Origin of the sequence: Actinoplanes italicus, from assembly GCF_003001815.1 — a bacterium.
Lineage (GTDB): Bacteria > Actinomycetota > Actinomycetes > Mycobacteriales > Micromonosporaceae > Actinoplanes > Actinoplanes italicus.
On the sequence record NZ_PVMZ01000007.1, the window covers coordinates 1 to 17,032 of the forward strand.

The window sequence follows — 17,032 nt, forward strand, 5'->3', positions numbered from 1 at the left end:
GCCGCACATTCAAACTGTTCCCGGTACCGGTCGTGTCGTAGTAATACCGCTTGTCCTCGTCGACGAGGCGGTAGTACGCCGGATTGTCGATCCCCCGGAACGACAGCGTCGGGCCCAGGTGATTGCCCTCGGCCGTGTGGTTGTAGACCACGTCGAGGATGACCTCGATGCCCTGCGAGTGCAGGGCCTTCACCATCGCCTTGAACTCCTGCACCTGACCGCCGGCGCCGCCGAACGACGAGTAGCCGTTGTGCGGGGCGAAGAACCCGATCGTGTTGTAACCCCAGTAGTTGGTGAGGCCGCGCTCGACCAGGCCGCTGTCGTGGACGAACTGGTGCACCGGCATCAGCTCGACCGCGGTCACGCCGAGGCCCTTCAGGTACTTGATCATCGCGGGGTGCGCGAGGCCCGAGTAGGTGCCGCGCACGTCGTCGGGGATGTCCGGGTGCTGGATCGTCATGCCCTTGACGTGCGCCTCGTAGATCACCGTCTCCCACATCGGGATCTTCAGCGGCCGGTCGTTGCCCCAGTCGAAATACGGGTTGATCACGACGGAACGCGGCGAGAAGGGTGCCGAGTCGGCATCGTTGCAGGACTCGGGATCACCGAAGTTGTACGAGAAGAGCGCCTGATCCCAGCGATAGTCGCCGTCGATGGCCTTCGCGTACGGGTCGAGCAGCAGTTTCGACGGGTTGCACCGCAGACCGCGCGACGGGTCGTACGGACCGTGGACCCGGTAGCCGTACCGCTGGCCCGGCACCACCCGCGGCAGATAGCCGTGCCAGACCAGCGCCTCGCGTTCCGGCAGGTCGACGCAGGTCTCCCGGCCGTCCTCGTCGAACAGGCAGAGCTCGACACGGGTCGCCGCCTCGGAGAAGAGCGCGAAGTTCGTACCGCCACCGTCATAGGTCGCCCCGAGCGGATACGGGTTCCCCGGCCAGATATGCATGCGCCCACCTTGCCCAATCCGTACCCGCCGGGAAACTGTGATCAGGTCAACGTGGCGAGAATGACTTTCTGGGCCACGGCCGGCTGCTCGTCGCCGCCCATCTTCAGCGGGTTGATCGAATAGACGAGTCGCCTGGTCAGGTCGAGGGTGGCGCCCATGCCGCTGTTGTAACCCGGCCGGTCCCCCGACTTGCCCCAGATCTCCAGCTCACCGATCCAGAACCGGGTCAGGCCGCACCCGTGGGTGCCGCCCTCCGGCACCGTCATCATGGCCCGCAGCTCCCGCGGCGGCAGCAGTCGCCCGCCGAGCAGCGCGGACAGGAACCGGTCGAGATCGCCGGTACTCGAGATCATCTCCGCGGCGGCCCACTGCAGCGACGGATTCGCCCGGGTCACGTCCACGTACCGATCGCCGATCAGCTCGTATCCCCGGGCGTGTGGACCGGGGATCGCGGTGGCCGTACCCGGAAGGAAGGTGTTGCGAAGTCCCAGAGGCCGCAGAATGCCGCGCCGGATCGCATCGGCGTAGGGCCGGCCGGTCACCCTCTCGATCACCAGCCCCGCCACGATGTAGCTGACGTTGCCGTAGACCTGCCGCGTGCCCGGATCGAACGGCGGCGTCTCGTCCCACAGCACCTGCGAACCGGGTTCGAACGTGTCGAACCGGTGCTCCAGGAACCACTCCGGGTCCTTGTGCGGCAGCGCCCGTCCCTGCAGCCCGCTCGTGTAGTCGAGCAGGTGGCGCACCGTGCCGGTGTAACCCTCCGGCAGCCGCTCAGGCAGATAGCGGCGCACCGGCGCGTCCAGGTCGAGCAGCCCGGCCGCTGCCAGCTGCAGGACCGCCGTCGCGGTGAACGCCTTGGTCATGCTGCCGATCCGGAACCGGGCGTCCCACGGCACCGGCCGCCCGTCGCGCACATCGGCGACGCCCGCCCGGCCACGCCACCGCCCCGCCGAGCCCTCGACGCGAACCAGGGCGCCACTCACCGACGGGTCCAGCGGATCGATCGCCTCACGGAGCGCGGTCTCATTCAAGGGCGGGAGACCTCGGGCGTACGCCGGAAGCTGTCCCGTCAAGGCGACGGCCGTACCGGCGAGAGCGGCTCCGAGCAGGGTGCGACGCTGCATGCTTCAACCTCCGATGTGGACCCCGTGCGGTCGCCGCCCACTCTTCCGGCCCGCTGCGGCATCGTCATCGGGGTCGAACCCTGACCCGTACCCCCGTATCGCCCCTTAAGAGATCTTGCCGACACGATGCGGGTGCCCGGCCGGAAGAGGGGTAGAACCGCAGGGTGCAACCGCGCCGCTATCTCGTCCTGGCCATCTGCTGCATGAGCCTGCTGATCATCAGCCTGGACGTCACGATCGTGAACGTCGCGCTGCCGGCGATCAGCGAGGACCTGGACGCGCCGGTCTCCGGCCTCCAGTGGATCATCGATGCGTACACCCTGGTCCTGGCCAGTCTGCTGGTGCTCGCGGGCTCCACCGGCGACCGGATCGGCCGGCGCCGCGTCTTCCAGGCCGGGCTCGCGCTGTTCACGATCGGCTCGCTGCTGTGCAGTGTCGCGCCGAGCCTCGAGATGCTCATCCTGTTCCGGATGGTCCAGGCCGTCGGCGGTTCGATGCTCAACCCGGTCGCCATGTCGATCATCACGAACACGTTCACCGAGCCGAGGGAACGGGCCCGCGCGATCGGCGTCTGGGGCGCGGTCACCGGCTTCAGCATGGCCCTCGGCCCGCTCGCCGGCGGTGTCCTGGTCCACACGCTCGGCTGGCGGAGCATCTTCTGGATCAACGTGCCGGTCGGCATCGCGGCGTTCCTGCTGGCCTGGCGTTTCGTCCCGGAATCCCGTGCCGAGCACCCGCGCCGCCTGGACCCGGTGGGCCAGTTGCTGGTCCTCACCCTGCTGGCGGCGCTCACCTTCGGCATCATCGAGGGCCCCGCGGCCGGCTGGTCCTCCCCGCTCATCATCGGCTGCTTCGCGCTGGCCGCGGCGGCCCTGGCCGGGCTGCTGCGGTGGGAGCCGCGCCGCGACGAGCCGCTGATCGAGCTGCGGTTCTTCCGCAGCGCGCCGTTCTCCGGGGCGACCCTGATCGCGGTCTGCGCGTTCGCCTCGCTCGGCGGTTTCCTGTTCCTCAACACCCTCTACCTGCAGGAGGTACGCGGCCTGTCGGCGCTGCAGGCCGGCCTCTACACCCTGCCGATGGCCGCGATGACCATCGTCGCGTCACCGCTGTCCGGCCGGCTCGTCGGCAGCCGCGGCACCCGCCTCCCCCTGCACATCGCCGGCACCGCGATGGCCCTCGGCATGCTGCCGCTCACCTGGGCGGGATCGGACACCCCGGCCTGGCAGTTGTTCGCCGGCTACCTGCTCTTCGGCTTCGGCTTCGGCATGGTCAACACCCCGATCACGAACACCGCGGTCTCCGGCATGCCTCGCGCCCGCGCCGGAGTCGCCGCCGCCATCGCCTCGACCAGCCGCCAGGTGGGCAGCGCCCTCGGCGTAGCCGTCATCGGCGCCGTCGTAGCCTCCGGCACGGGCCCCGACAGCGCCGCCGGCTGGTGGATCATGTTCGCCCTGGGCCTCGCCGTCCTGCTGGTAGGCCACCTGAGCACAGGCCGCTGGGCCCAGGCCACCGCGGCCCGAACCACCCCCGACGCCGTCCCCGCCTGACCCCCGCCGCACTCCCCACCCAGCAACCCACTTCACCCCGCCCCCACCTTCCCTCTCCCTCCCCACCTCTTCTCCCTCCCCCTCGCCGCCGCATCCCCCTCGCCGCCTGCTTCCCCTCGCCGCCTGCTTCCCCTCGCCGCGGGCTTCCCCTCGCCGCTGCGCTGTCGCCCTGCTGCCTCCTCCTGCAGATCTGGCGAGGCTCCGCCGCCAACGCAGCCCAAACCTCACAAGATCTGATGGCCGGGTGAGGCACGGATGCAAGCCACGAAGGACCACCCGACAACTACCGCCCACCTCCTGGGAGATCTCGGGAGTTTCGGCCGTCGGCGCAGCCGGAACCTCACAAGATCGCGTGACGGGCAGGCGAGACGGCAGGCCACAGCCAGCGGCGGACGACAACGGCAGCAACGGCGGGGCGACCGACCACCCGCACCGCCCTACTTACTGCCAGATCTTGGGGACTTCGGCCACCAGAACAGCCAAAACCTCACAAGATCGCGCCGAGAGCAGGCGACGGCAGGCGACAGGCGACGGCAGGCGACAGGCGACGGCAGGCCGGGGCGGCGGGGCGACCGACCACCCGCACCGCCCTACCCGCCGCCAGATCTTGGGAACTTCGGCCACCAAAACAGCCAAAACCTCACAAGATCGCGCCGAGAGCAGGCGAGACAGGGGCGGGCAGGCGAGACGGCAGGCCGCAGCCAGCGGCGACCGACGACGGCAAGCGACGGGCGGCAGGCGGCAGTCGGCAGTCGACGGGCGGCGGGCGGCAGTCGGCAGTCGACGGCAGGCGACGGGCGGCGGGCGGCGACCGACGACGGCAAGCGACGGGCGGCAGCAGGCGGCAGTCGGCAGTCGACGGCAGGCGACGGGCGGCGGGCGGCGGCGGGCGGCGGGCGACGGCGGGCGACGGGCGGCGGGCGGCGGGCGGCGGGCGGCGGGCGGCGGGCGGCGGGCGGCGGCGGGCGGCGGGCGACGGCGGGCGACGGGCGGCGGGCGGCGGGCGGCGGCGGGTGACGGGCGGCGCGCGGCAGGCGACGGGCTCGCCTGCCTGCTGGGAGATCTTGGAGGTTTTGGCCATCGGCGCAGCCAGAACCTCACAAGATCTGGCGGGAGGTGGGCGGGGCGTGGTCGGGGAGGCGAAAGCGTGGGGTGGATGGGCGACAGGGCGAGGTAGGTGCGGTGGCGAGTGACCGGGGGTCAGGGCGGGTGCGGCGACGGGCGGGGAGTGACGGGGGCGGGTGCGGCGACGGAGGGCGGGGGACGGGGTGGCGCGGGTGCGGCGACGCGACCGGGGCCGGGCAACGGGGCGGGGCGGGTGCGGCGACGCGACGGGGGCGGGGTGACGGGGCGGGTGCGGCGACGGGGACGGGGTGACGGGGCGGGCGGGTGCGGCGACGGGGTGGGGACGGGCGGCGGGGGGACAATGGGGGCGTGGGGGAACTGCTGGACATTCGGCGTATCTATGTTGAGGCGGGGGCGGCCGAGCTGCCGAGAGGTAAGGAGATCCTTGGGCGCTGGCCGGAGGCGACGATCGTCGAGGTGGAGAGTCACCAGCGGATTCCGGAGCTGTACGGGGACGAGACCAACGTCCGGCGATGGGTGCGGATCAAGCGGGAGGCCCTGGTCGTCGGGGTGAAGAAGACGATGACCGCGCGGCCCAACGGGCGGTCGGCGGACTTCATCGCGCCGTCCACGGCCAATGGGTGCGCGATGGCCTGCGCCTACTGCTATGTGCCCCGGCACAAGGGGTACAGCAATCCGATCACCGTGTTCGCCAACATCGAGCGCGTCTGTTCGTACGTCAAAGGGCATGCGGGTCGTCAGGGACGCAAGGCGGAACCGAACGAATGCGACCCGGTGGCCTGGGTTTATGACATCGGGGAGAATTCGGACTGCTCGGTGGATGCGCTGATCAGTGACAACGTGCGCGATCTGGTCGAGCTTTTCCGGGGGCTGCCGGATGCCAAGGCCAGTTTCGCCACGAAATACGTCAACCGGGATCTGCTGGACTGGGATCCGCGGGGACGGACCCGGATCCGGTTCTCGCTGATGCCGCCGGCCGACGCCAAGGTGCTCGACATCCGCACCAGTCCGGTCGGGGAGCGGATCGCCGCGATCGACGACTTCGTCGCGGCGGGGTACGAAGTGCACGTCAACTTCAGCCCGGTCGTGGTGCGTGACGGCTGGCTCGAGGACTGGGCCGACCTGCTCGATCAGCTCGACGCCGGGATCGGGGCGGCGGCGAAACGGCAGCTCGCCGCCGAGATCATCTTTCTGACGCACAACCGTGGGCTGCACGAGGTCAACCTGGGCTGGCATCCGCGGGCCGAGGAGCTGATCTGGCGGCCCGAACTGCAGCAGGTGAAGCGCTCGCAGAACGGTGATCTCAACGTCCGCTACCGGACCGGGAGCAAGGGTGGGTACGTACACGCGCTCACCGGCCTGATCGCGCAGCGGACCCCCTACCTGAGGGTCCGCTACGCATTCTGAGGAAGAGGACCAGGTCAGGTGAAGCGGGTCGCGATCCAGTTCGCCACCAGCGCGGCGGTCTCGGTCACGGCACCGTCGTGGGTGGCGCCCTCGACGGTGTGGAACGTGACCGGCACGCCGTAGTCGGCGATCTGACCGGCCAGGATCTCCGAGGCGAAGTACGGGACGGCCGCGTCGTCCGTGCCGTGCACCAGGAAGACCGGAGCACTCGGCGCGGTCTGCAGCGGGTTCTCGTAGGAGGCCATCTTCGCGAGCGCGGCGGGCGGCACCTGGCCGCCCTCGATCAGCTCGACGTCCTCGAAGTCCTGGTAGGTCTCGAGGATGTCGTAGAGGCAGCCGGACTGCAGAACCCCGAGCTGCGCCTCGGCGGGCGCGGCGAGGATGTCCTTCCACTTGAAGCTCGGGTCGACGACGTTCACCCCGTAGAGCGCCATCACCAGGTAGCCCTGGGCCTCGGAGCCCGGGATGTAGTTGATGAACTCCTGGGTGTTGGAGACCGGGGCGAGCGCCGCGGTGCCCTTCAACACCAGATTCCCGTCGTACGAGGGAGCGAGCTGACTGGCGAAGAGGGCGCCCTGGCCGCCCTGGGAGTGGCCGTCCACGACGTACTGGGTGGACAGGGCGGGGTCGAGCAGGCGGGCGGCGCGGACGTTGTCGATCAGTGAACGGCCGGCGCTGGCGCCGATCAGGTACGGGTGGTTCTGCGGCGTGCCGATGCCGGGGTAGTCGGGCGCGGCCACGCTCCAGCCCCGGAGGAGCATCTCCTTGATCGCCGCCCGGGCCTCAGGCCAGAAGATGGCGTGGTTGGTCGACGGGGCGCACTGGTCGGCGAGGCCCGTGGTGCCGTGCCCCCACGCCACGACACGGTTCGTCTTGCCGGTCTTCGGGGTGATCACCAGTCCGGTGGCGGTTATCAGCCCGCCCTTGATGTTGGTCGTGACGTACTGGATCCGCTTGCCGGTCGCGAGAGCGGCCAGTTCCGGCGGCAGGCTCGCCGTCGTCGAGCTCAGCACGAATCCCGGCACGCTCGCGTACGCCGGTCCGGCGGTCGCGACGAGCATCCCTACCGCGGCGATCAGCGCGGCGAGGAGGAGTCGGGAGATCTTTCTCATGGCACCACGTTCCCTGACTGAATCCGAAATGGATGATCGATGGAGGCCACAGCCTAAAACTGATCTACCCCGGAATGGATCGGCATTCAAGGGCACAGGTGCGTGCCCATTCAGGTAACGACACACGTCGTCAGAAGGATGTGCCACCGAAATCGAAAAGATCCATTTAATCGGCGGTTCATAATCAAATTCAGACACCGCTGGGGTACGTCTCCGGCTCGTGCGAGTCCACCCGCAGAGTGTGCAGCGGACGCAGCGCCCGTGTCCCGGCAAACCACAGAAACGCGTCGTAGCGCTCGCCCAGGATCGTCGGCACATAGTTGGCCCAGCGTTCCCGCTCGGGCCGGAAGACCACGCCGATCGCCCGGTGCGGCAGCTCGGTGGTGAGCAGATCCGGTCGCGGACCCCGGGCGGGGAAGACGAACAGCGCCTCCGGCGGGGCCGCCGCCTGTAAGACTTCCTCAAGCGAACCGGGTCGTGCCCCGGGCACCCCCATGGCCTCCATCGGCGCGCCCCACTCCGAACCGGCCACCACCGTCCCGTGGTGAGTGCCGAACCCGACGAGCAGCGTCCGGCCGGCGCCGAAGCGCTCCCGGGCCAGCTGGCCGAGCGTCACCTCGCCGTAGCCGGCCTGGTCGGTGGCCCGCGCGTCGCCCACATGCGTGTTGTGTGCCCACACCACGGCTCTCGCGCTCGGGCCGTAGCGGCGCAGCAGGCGGTCCAGGGTCTGGTCCATGTGCCGGTCCCGGATGTTCCAGGCGTCCGGGCCGCCGCGCACCATGGTCCGGTAGTAACTCTCGGCGCCCGCCACCACCTCGGCGTTCTGCCACACCCCGAAGTCACGGTCCTTGACCGCGGCCAGCATCCTGACGACCTTGTCCTCGCAGGCGGCGGGCACGAACTGGTTGGCCCAGCCGTAGGCGTTCGGATCCTCGTTGTACGGCTCGAAGCACCGGTACGCGTCCAGAGCCGCCGGCGCCAGGTCCGGGTCGTGCTCACGCAGCCAGGTCAGGATCTCCCGCATCGACTGCCACAGCGAGTAGACGTCCAGCCCGTGGAAGCCGACGTGGTCGTCGGGTGCCCGGCGCTCGTTGAAGCCGCGCAGCCAGCGGGTGAAGTCGACGGTCTCCTCGTTCGCCCACATCCACGTCGGCCACCGGTCGTAGCGCACGAGCGCGTCCCGCGGGTCCGGCCCGCCACCGCGGACCGCGGCGTTCACCCGCTCGCAGTCCGGCCAGTCGCCCTCCACCGCGACGAACGAGAAGCCGCGCTCCTCGATCAGCCGCCTGGTCAGCGCCGCCCGCCACTCGTAGAACTCGTGCGTGCCGTGGGTGGCCTCGCCGATCAGGACCGCCTTCGCACCGTCCGCCCGGTCCAGCAGGATCTCCAGATCCCCCGGATCACGCAGCGGGCGGGCAATCGACGCCACCTCGTCCCCGAAACGGATCACCCCCGACGCGTACCCGCCGGGGGTCGCCTCATACGTCCGACCTTGCCGTGCCCGGGAGGTGGCCGCTCCGGGCCCGGGCCGGGCGCCACGGGCTGGACTCCTCCGTGTCGACCGGGGAGCCTGTCACCCGTACGCCATAGGTCGGCCTTTGACCTTGAACCGGCCCCAGGTATTCGTGACCGGTCAGGTGGCACCAGGCCGGAAGGTCCAGCGGCGCGGCCGGGTCGGTCGCGATCAGGTGGATCTCGGTGCCGGGCGGGAGCGTGGTGGTGAGCTTGCGCAGCTCGATGAGGAGCAGCACGCAGCGGCGGTCGCCACCGTCGAGAATCACCGGTTCCATGCAGAGATCATGCCCCGGGGCCTGCCGCTCATCCCCGGGGCCTGGCCGCCAGGATGCAGGTGTCGTCGTCGGGGTTGGCGCGCCGCAGGCGGCCCAGCAGCTCCGCCAGCGGCTGCTCCGGCGACGCCCGCACCGCGTCGTCGACGGTCGCGATCACCGTGTCCAGGCCGACGTCCAGGCCGCGCCGGCGATGCTCGACCAGACCGTCGGTGTAGAGCAGCAGCACGTCGCCGGGCACGAAGCCGATCACCGCGTCGGCATACCGGGCGTCGTCGACCACTCCGAGCATCGGCCCGGCCGGCCGGGCCAGCGGCGTGGTACGCCCGTCGCGGCTCAGCAACGGCGGCGGGTGCCCGGCCTGCGCCCACACCAGCTCGCGGCGGGCCGGGTCGAACCGGGCGATGACCGCGGTCGCCGCCAGCTCCGGGGTGTCCTCCTCCAGCTCGCACATCAGCCGGTTCAGGTGCTCCAGCAGCACCCCCGGATCGCTGGTGATCACCGCGAGGGCCCGTAGCGCGTGCCGCATCTGCGCCATCGTGGTCGCCGCGTGGGTGCCGTGCCCGGCCACGTCACCGACCGCGAGCAGCACCGATCCGTCGCGCAGCGGCGCGGCGTGGTACCAGTCCCCGCCGATCATCGCCTCCGGCCCGGCCGGCAGGTACCGCACGGCGACCCGCATCCCCGGCAGGTCGATCGGCCCGGCCGGGATCGGCAGGATGATCCGCTGCAGCCGGGCGGCCAGCTCGTGCTCGGCCGCCAGCGTGCGCTCCACCTCGGCCAGCCGGTCCGCGCCCGCCTGCTGCTCGGTGACGTCCTGCACTATCCCGTAGATCCGCAGCGGCCGGCCCTCGGTGTCGCGTACCGCGTCGGCGACCGTCCGCAGATGCTTCACCCGGCCGCCGACCAGCACCCGGGTCACCACGTCGACCCGCTCCGACCGGCGGAACGCCTCCATCGCCGCGGCCCGCAGCGGCTGGTCGTCGGCGACGGCGATCGCGTTCGACTCGTCCTCGCCGAGCGGGCCGAGCGCCGGATCCCGCTCGTAGATCCGGTACAGGTGCGGCGACCAGTAGATCTCGCCGCTGACCAGGTCCCACTCACCCCAGCCCAGGTTGCCGAGCTGTTCCATGCCGTCGATCCGCTCCGGCTCGCGGTCCGGGTCCGGCAGGCGCTCCCAGCTGATCAGCAGGCCGGGTCCGAGCCGGCCGGCGCGGATCGAGTAGTCGGCCCCCGTCAGCCGGACCGGTCCCAGGTCGGCGGGCATTCCGGTGTCCAGCACCGCCTGGTAGACCTGCCAGCGGTCGCCGGCGATCACCTCCGGGTAGTAGCGGCTCATCGGCAGCCCGATCAGCTGGGTGCCGCGACGGCCGTCCGGGGTGACCGCCTCCGGGCTGGCCGCCGCCCACACGAGATCGGCCAGCCGGCCCGCGTCGTCGACCTCGGCCGTCATGTAGACCGACATGCCCGGCAGCGAGTCCAGGACGCCCTGCACCGTGGCCAGCCAGGGCGACGGGCCCGGCTCGACCGGTGCCGGGCTGTTGGCCAGCGCCGCCGCCACCAGCTGCGGAACCGTCTCGGGGGCCGGGATGTCGGCGACCGCGTCGGCGGTGTCCATCAGCCGGACCACACGGCCGGCGAGATCGGCGACGTCACAGCGCCGTTCCGACGCCATCCGCAACAGATGCCGGTACGCCTCCGTCGACCGGCACCGGGCCCGGCCGGCCAGCAGCCCGACCGCGCGTTCCACCGTCAGCCGTCCGGCGTCGGCCCCGGGCCCGGGGTCGACACCCCATCCCGCGCGCACCGTCCGGGCGCCGCCGCCGACCGGGACTCCGCGATCGCTGTCCGCCGAGCCCCAGCCGGCGCCGGGGCGCATACCGCCCGCCGCCCGCACGTAAGCCTGCCCTCCCACCAGCGACCTCCCCGCCCGTTCCGGGTTCCTGCTTACGCCAGCACACGGCACCCTGGCATCCCCCGATCATCCGGCCGGGTGCCTGGGAATGCGGACACGTCGCACAGGTCACCCGGTCGAGCGTCGAACGTTCGGCCATCGGCTCCCACCACTGCGGACAGTCACCCGGATTTCCGCCCGGCCGAGCCGTGCCGCCGTGTCCGCGTCCTGAGACGGGGGCACGGCACAGCGGGGGGTTTTCCCGGGCGGGGCGGGCGCGGGCGAGATCGGGGCGGCGGTACGCTTCGTGCCATGCCGAGCCGGACCGCGCCCAACCCCGCGGCGCGCTGACATGAGGCGCGGCGAGATCTGGACGATCGGTGATCGGGCCGACCTGCGTTATCGCGTGCTCGTGCTCTCCGGCGACACCCACAACGAGCGGAAGAACGCGACGCCGTTCTGCGCGCCGATCGTGCGCCAGCGTGGGGTGACCGAGTTGCCGCCCTACGCGGTGGCGCTGACGGAACAGGATCCGATCACCGGGGTCGTGGTCGTCAACCGGATGCGGCGGCTGCCGGCGTCCACGGGCGCCGAGCGGATCGGCATGGTGACGGGCGCGAGCATGGCCCGGCTGGCGGCCGCGATGCGGGACCTGTTCGAGATCTGACCACCCGCCGGCGGGGCCACTCCCAGGGCCGCCGTGCAGGCGAGCGCCACGGGCGCACGGGCCGTGATGCCGGAGAACCGGGTCACGGCTGTGCGATGGGCCGGGACGGCGCAGACTTGAGCATGCTCACCACGTGGACGTGATCGAACCCCAGAGGCCCGTATCCCGTAAGAATGACCGCGGGGCCCATAACGGGCAGGTAACGAGGAAGGACGTAGTTGATGTCGCAGAAGGCGCAGATCGGTGTCACCGGCCTGGCGGTGATGGGCCGTAACCTGGCCCGTAACTTCGCCCGGCACGGACACACCGTGGCGTTGCACAACCGCTCCTACGGCCGCACCAAGGAACTGGTCGAGGAGTTCGGGCACGAGGGCACGTTCCTCCCCGCGGAGACCGCGCAGCAGTTCGTCGAGAGTCTGGAGCGCCCGCGCCGCGTCGTCATCATGGTGAAGGCCGGCCCGGCCACCGACGCGGTGATCGACGAGTTCGCGCCGCTGCTGGAAGAGGGCGACATGCTCATCGACGCCGGCAACGCGCACTACGCCGACACCCGGCGGCGCGAGGCGGCGCTCAAGGCGAAGGGCCTGCACTTCGTGGGCGCGGGCGTCTCCGGTGGCGAGGAGGGCGCGCTGCACGGCCCGAGCATCATGCCGGGCGGCCCGAAGGAGTCGTACGACGCGCTCGGCCCGCTGCTGGAGGACATCGCGGCGAAGGTCGACGGCGAGCCGTGCTGCGTGCACGTCGGCCCGGACGGCGCCGGTCACTTCGTGAAGATGGTGCACAACGGCATCGAGTACGCCGACATGCAGCTCATCGCGGAGGCGTACGACCTGCTGCGCCAGGTCGGTGGCCACTCCCCCGCCGAGATCGCCGACATCTTCAGGAGCTGGAACGAGGGCCGTCTCGGCTCTTACCTGATCGAGATCACCGCTGAGGTGCTCAAGCAGGTGGACGCGGCCACGGGCAAGCCGTTCGTCGACATCGTGGTGGACCGCGCCGAGCAGAAGGGCACCGGCCGCTGGACCGTACAGGCGGCTCTGGATCTCGGTGTTCCGGTGTCGGGCATCGCCGAGTCGGTGTTCGCCCGCGCGATCTCCGGCGGCGTGCCGGAGCGCACCGCCGCCACCGAGGCCGGGCTGCCCGGCCCGTCGGCCGGCGGTGAGCACGTCGGCGGCGATCTGACGGCGGACGTCGAGCAGGCGCTGTTCGCGTCGAAGATCGTGGCGTACGCCCAGGGCTTCCAGCAGATCCAGGCGGCCAGCAAGGAGTACGGCTGGGACATCGACCCGGGCGCGATGGCGAAGATCTGGCGGGCCGGCTGCATCATCCGGGCCAAGTTCCTGGACTTCATCAAGCAGGCGTACGACAAGAAGCCGGACCTGGCGACGCTGCTGGCCGACGAGTACTTCCTGGACGCGGTGTCGGGCGCGCAGGACGCGTGGCGGCGGGTCGTGGTGACGGCCGCGCAGCAGGGCATCCCCGCTCCGGGCTTCTCGTCGGCGCTGGCGTACTACGACAGCCTCCGGGCGTCGCGTCTGCCGGCCGCCCTGATCCAGGGCCAGCGGGACTTCTTCGGCGCGCACACCTACCAGCGGGTGGACAAGCCGGGCTCGTTCCACACGCTGTGGGCCGCCGAGGGCCGTCCCGAGGTCGACGCCTGATCAGACCGTCGCGGGTTCCGACGCCGCGATGCGCCCCTTCACGGTGTACATCGCGGCGTCGGCCCGGGCGATGAGGCTCTCCCGGTCGGCGCCGTCGCCGGGCCAGGCGGTCGCGGTGCCGATCGAGGCGCCGATGGTCACCGTGCCTCCGGCGACCTCGATGGGCTCGCGCAGCAGCGCGGTGATCCGGTCGGCCATCGGCTCAGCGCCATGATGCAGGACGACGAACTCGTCGCCGCCGAGCCGGCCGACGGCGTCGTGCGGGCCCGCCGCCGCGGTCAGCCGCTGCGCGACCGCCTGGAGAACCGTGTCGCCGGCCTGGTGGCCGTACCGGTCGTTGACCGGTTTGAAGCCGTCGAGGTCGCACAGCAGCAGGGTGATCTCGCTGTGCTCCCCCTCTTCGAGGCCGCGGATCGCCTCGTCGATGCGGGCGACGATGTGCCGCCGGTTGTAGAGCCCGGTCAGCTCGTCGTGGTGCGCCTGGTGGGCGAGCGTCCGTTCGGCGGCCGCCCGCTGCAACGACAGCAGACGCAGGCGCAGGACCACCACCGGCACGACCAGGATGGTGCTGACCGGCAGCACGACGCTGGCGGGCCGGTCGGCCTGGATCGCCTGGACGGCGGCGAGCAGCGGATTGATGCAGAGCGCGGCGCCGAGCCAGCCGAGCGGCGGGTGGTCGGCGGTGGTACGTCCGGTCGTCGGCTGGGTGATCAGGGGCGCGGTCGGCAGCGCCGTGCCGGCGGCGAGGGCGAGGTAGGCCAGCATCATCAGCTGGGCGGTCCAGACGGAGCTGCTGTTCACCGTCAGCACCGCGAGCACGTGACAGGCCAGGGTGAGCAGGCCGGACGCCATCAGGTAGCCGAGTGGCCCGCGTGCCCGCGGGACGGTGACGCCGATCCGGATCAGGCACCCCAGCACCCCGGTGAGGACCAGCAGGTCACCGAGGACCAGCGCCTCGCCCAGCGGGGTCGCGGCCGGCCCCAGATTGGGCCCGATCAACCACTCCCAGATCGGCCCGGCCGCGCAGAGGCCGAACAGTGCCGCGTCGATGAGGCCGCCCGGGTCCCGCTGCCCGTGCCGCCGCAACGCGTTGGCGACACCGACGAGGAACAGCGAGTGGGCGCCGGCCATGACGAGATCGGCCGCCGCGCCCTCGGCCTGGCCCAGGTGGTGTTCGGAGATCCATTCGGGCCACAGCACGGTGCCGATCGTGAGGCAGGCGAGCCCGGCCGAGGCGGCGAGCCAGGGCCGGCGGTCGCTGAGGTGTCCGGAGCCGAGGGCTAGCAGGTAGATGACGACCGGGACGACGGTCACCATGGTGAAGACCACCACGCGCATCTCGGGGCCGGTCAGCGCGTACGCCGTGCACGCGGCCCCCGAGAGCAGGAACATCCCCGCGTGCACGGGCCAGGCGGACGCCGTCGCGTGCGGCCATCCCATCGCCAGTTCCTCTCGCCGATGCCGGCGGAGGCCGACGAGGGAAGATCGACGGTCCTTGCCGGGACCTGAGGACAACCCGTTCTCTGACTCAGGTCAGATATCGTCGGCGCATGCATGCCGACGCGATCGACCGGATCCGTGACTTCAACCGCTTCTACACCCGGCGGCTGGGACTGCTCAGCGATCAGTACCTGGGGCTCGACCGCCCGCTCGGCCACTCCCGTCTGCTGTGGGAGATCGGTGACCGCGCCGGGGTCCGGGACCTGCGCGAGCGGCTGGGGCTGGACTCGGGTTACCTGAGCCGGCTGCTGCGCGCCCTCGAGGAGCACGGGCTCATCCGGGTCGTCCCGCATCCGTCCGACGCCCGCGTCCGGGTCGCCGAGCTGACCGACGCCGGACGGCGCGAGCGTGCCGTCCTCGACGAGCGTTCCCGGGACGGGATCGCCGCCCTGGTGGCCGGGTTGAGCCCGGAGGAACGCGCCGAGCTGGTGGCCGCCCAGGAGCGGGTGCGGCGGCTGCTGCGCCTGGCGGCCGTGACGATCGAGCCGGTGCCCGCCGACGATCCGGCGGCGTGGCGGTGCCTGCGGAGGTACGCGGCGGAGCTGGCCGGACGCTTCCCGGAGGGCTACGACGAGGCGGCCCTGACCCGGCCGGAGGACCTGGACGGGAGCCTGATGCTGGCCCGCGAGGAGGACCGGCCGGCCGGGTGCGGCGCGTGGGTCCGGTTGTCACCGGGTGTGGCCGAGATCCGCCACCTGTGGGTCGCCGGGGAGGCACGCGGCCTGGGCCTCGGCCGGCGTCTGCTGCGCCGGCTGGAGCAGGACGCGGCACGGCACGGGATCGCCACGGTCCGGCTCGGCACGCACACCGTGCTCACCGAGGCGATCGCGCTGTACCGGGACGCCGGTTACCACGAGATCGGCGGGTACGGCGCTTCCCCGTACAACCAGATCTGTTGGGAGAAGGTCCTCTAGGCGGTGGCGGGTTCCTCGGCCTCGGTGGACGGCGACTCCTCGGAGACGCGGCGGCTCAGCGCCCGGTAGGGGCGGCTGGCCAGGGCGGCCGTCGTGGCGATGATGCCGATGACGCCGGTCAGTACGAAGACCAGTGCCATGCCGCGGTCGGGTCCCGTGCCGAACCAGGAGCCGATCGCGTCCGCCCCGGCGCCGCCGTCGCTCATGAACGGGATGAACACGAACTGCGTGATCGGCGAGATGAGGAAGGCCGTCAGCGGGGACGCGGCCTGCTCGACGCTCTGCGCGAGGCCGAAGACGCGACCCTGACGCTCGTACGGCACGACCCGCTGCAGGATGGTCTGCTCGGCCGCCTCCGCATAGGGCATGAGCAGCATGTACAGGTACATGCCGACGGCCATCGGGATGATCGACGCCCAGAGCGGGAAGATCAGGATGATCGCCCAGAGCGCCACGTTGATCAGCAGGAGCAGCCGGACCGGACGGGAGCCGAGGCCGGTACGGGCGATCGCCAGCCCGCCGATGATGAAGCCGGTGCTGATCACGCCCCACAGCAGGCCCCACGTCTGCACCGACACCAGCGACAGCCCGTAGGCGTCGGCGAGCGCCATGAAGACGCCGCCCAGGAAGTTGTTGAACGTGCTGAACAGGATCAGCGCGGTCAGGCCCGGCACCCGGCCGATGATGCGCAACGTGCCCCGCAGGTCGATGCCGGGAGCGGACGCGCCGTCGCCGTCGTGGGCGGCCGGACGCTCCGGAATCGGCACGAACGCCAGGTGGACGATCGACAGCCCGAGCACCACGAGGGCGAGGACCAGGATCGAGAACATGCCGTCGAAGGCCACCAGCACACCGCTGATCACCGACGTGACCAGGAACGTGGTGCCGGAGACGGTGCCGACCAGTCCGTTGGCGCGATCCCGCCGGTCCTCGTCGATCAGCAGGGTGACCATGGTGGGCAGCGCGATGGTGCGGATGTTGCCGGCGATCACGCCGAACATCAGGAGCAGCACGAACCCCCAGAGCCGGGCGTCGGCCGGGTCGTGGAACGCCTCCTCGGGCACCACGAGGTAGAGCGCGAGGGCGGCCGCGTACATCACCAGCGAGGCGAGCGCCGAACCCTGCAGGGCGTTCTTCTTGCGGTGCCCGTCGACCAGGCTGCCGAACCAGATGCCGGTCAACGCGGTCAGCACCAGGAAGATGCCCGAGATCACGCCGGTCGCGAAGACCGATTTCGTCTGGAGGTAGGTCCAGAAGGTGACGGCGAACCAGACGCTGAAGTTGATGACCGACACCAGCCCCGTGTTGATCAGCAGCTGGTAGAAGGTCCGGACATGGCCGGTGATGGCGGTCATGGGGTGCACGCTAGTACGTGCACCCC

13 protein-coding genes are annotated in these 17,032 nt (G+C 71.2%); 5 read left to right on the plus strand and 8 right to left on the minus strand.

Annotation, left to right across the window (positions count from 1 at the left end):
* Together CLV67_RS18230 and CLV67_RS18235 are read right to left on the minus strand one after the other, a co-directional pair.
* Nucleotides 1-949 (minus strand): alpha-amylase family glycosyl hydrolase (locus tag CLV67_RS18230; protein ID WP_249037955.1); only part of this gene is annotated, 949 nt, incomplete at its 3' end.
* Between the two features lie 41 nt (nt 950-990).
* Nucleotides 991-2,076 carry a serine hydrolase domain-containing protein gene (locus tag CLV67_RS18235; RefSeq protein WP_106319901.1) on the minus strand — a complete coding sequence of 362 codons (1,086 nt, stop codon included), beginning with the start codon at nt 2,074-2,076 and terminating at the stop codon, nt 991-993.
* Nucleotides 2,077-2,240: 164 nt separating this feature from the next.
* Between CLV67_RS18235 and CLV67_RS18240 the strand changes: the two genes are divergently transcribed.
* Nucleotides 2,241-3,623, plus strand: a complete 1,383-nt coding sequence (locus CLV67_RS18240; RefSeq protein ID WP_239166388.1) for an MFS transporter — start codon at nt 2,241-2,243, stop codon at nt 3,621-3,623.
* Between the two features lie 1,434 nt (nt 3,624-5,057).
* Nucleotides 5,058-6,116, plus strand: a complete 1,059-nt coding sequence (locus CLV67_RS18245) for a spore photoproduct lyase family protein (RefSeq protein WP_106319903.1) — start codon at nt 5,058-5,060, stop codon at nt 6,114-6,116.
* Between the two features lie 14 nt (nt 6,117-6,130).
* Here the strand turns inward: CLV67_RS18245 and CLV67_RS18250 are convergent, their stop codons facing one another.
* The 4 genes from CLV67_RS18250 to CLV67_RS18265 form a co-directional block, all read right to left on the minus strand.
* On the minus strand, nt 6,131-7,228 hold the full coding sequence (locus CLV67_RS18250) for a lipase family protein (protein WP_106319905.1): 1,098 nt from the start codon (nt 7,226-7,228) through the stop codon (nt 6,131-6,133).
* A 190-nt stretch (nt 7,229-7,418) separates the two neighbouring features.
* Nucleotides 7,419-8,678, minus strand: coding sequence for an erythromycin esterase family protein (locus CLV67_RS18255; protein WP_106319907.1), 1,260 nt, complete (start codon nt 8,676-8,678; stop codon nt 7,419-7,421).
* Between the two features lie 28 nt (nt 8,679-8,706).
* Nucleotides 8,707-9,018 carry a sulfurtransferase TusA family protein gene (locus CLV67_RS18260; protein WP_106319909.1) on the minus strand — a complete coding sequence of 104 codons (312 nt, stop codon included), beginning with the start codon at nt 9,016-9,018 and terminating at the stop codon, nt 8,707-8,709.
* 28 nt (nt 9,019-9,046) lie between these two features.
* The gene (locus tag CLV67_RS18265; RefSeq protein ID WP_239166389.1) at nt 9,047-10,930 is read right to left on the minus strand and encodes a SpoIIE family protein phosphatase; all 1,884 of its coding nucleotides are present in this window, start codon (nt 10,928-10,930) and stop codon (nt 9,047-9,049) included.
* A gap of 331 nt (nt 10,931-11,261) precedes the next feature.
* Between CLV67_RS18265 and CLV67_RS18270 the strand changes: the two genes are divergently transcribed.
* Both CLV67_RS18270 and gndA read left to right on the plus strand, forming a co-directional pair.
* Entirely contained in the window at nt 11,262-11,576 is a 315-nt protein-coding gene (locus CLV67_RS18270) for a type II toxin-antitoxin system PemK/MazF family toxin (protein WP_106319913.1), read from the plus strand.
* 221 nt (nt 11,577-11,797) lie between these two features.
* Nucleotides 11,798-13,237: an NADP-dependent phosphogluconate dehydrogenase gene (gndA, locus tag CLV67_RS18275; protein WP_106319915.1), complete on the plus strand. Its 1,440-nt coding sequence runs from the start codon at nt 11,798-11,800 to the stop codon at nt 13,235-13,237.
* Here the strand turns inward: gndA and CLV67_RS18280 are convergent, their stop codons facing one another.
* A complete protein-coding gene (locus tag CLV67_RS18280; protein WP_106319917.1) occupies nt 13,238-14,677 on the minus strand; it encodes a GGDEF domain-containing protein in 1,440 nt (479 codons plus the stop codon).
* Nucleotides 14,678-14,787: 110 nt separating this feature from the next.
* Here CLV67_RS18280 and CLV67_RS18285 point away from each other — a divergent pair, with 110 nt between their 5' ends.
* Nucleotides 14,788-15,651 (plus strand): MarR family winged helix-turn-helix transcriptional regulator, encoded by an 864-nt coding sequence (locus tag CLV67_RS18285; RefSeq protein ID WP_106319919.1) that lies wholly within the window; start codon nt 14,788-14,790, stop codon nt 15,649-15,651.
* Here CLV67_RS18285 and CLV67_RS18290 read toward each other — a convergent pair.
* Entirely contained in the window at nt 15,648-17,006 is a 1,359-nt protein-coding gene (locus CLV67_RS18290; RefSeq protein WP_106319921.1) for an MFS transporter, read from the minus strand. The two genes, CLV67_RS18285 and CLV67_RS18290, sit on opposite strands and share 4 nt — an antisense overlap.
* Between the last annotated feature and the right edge of the window lie 26 nt (nt 17,007-17,032).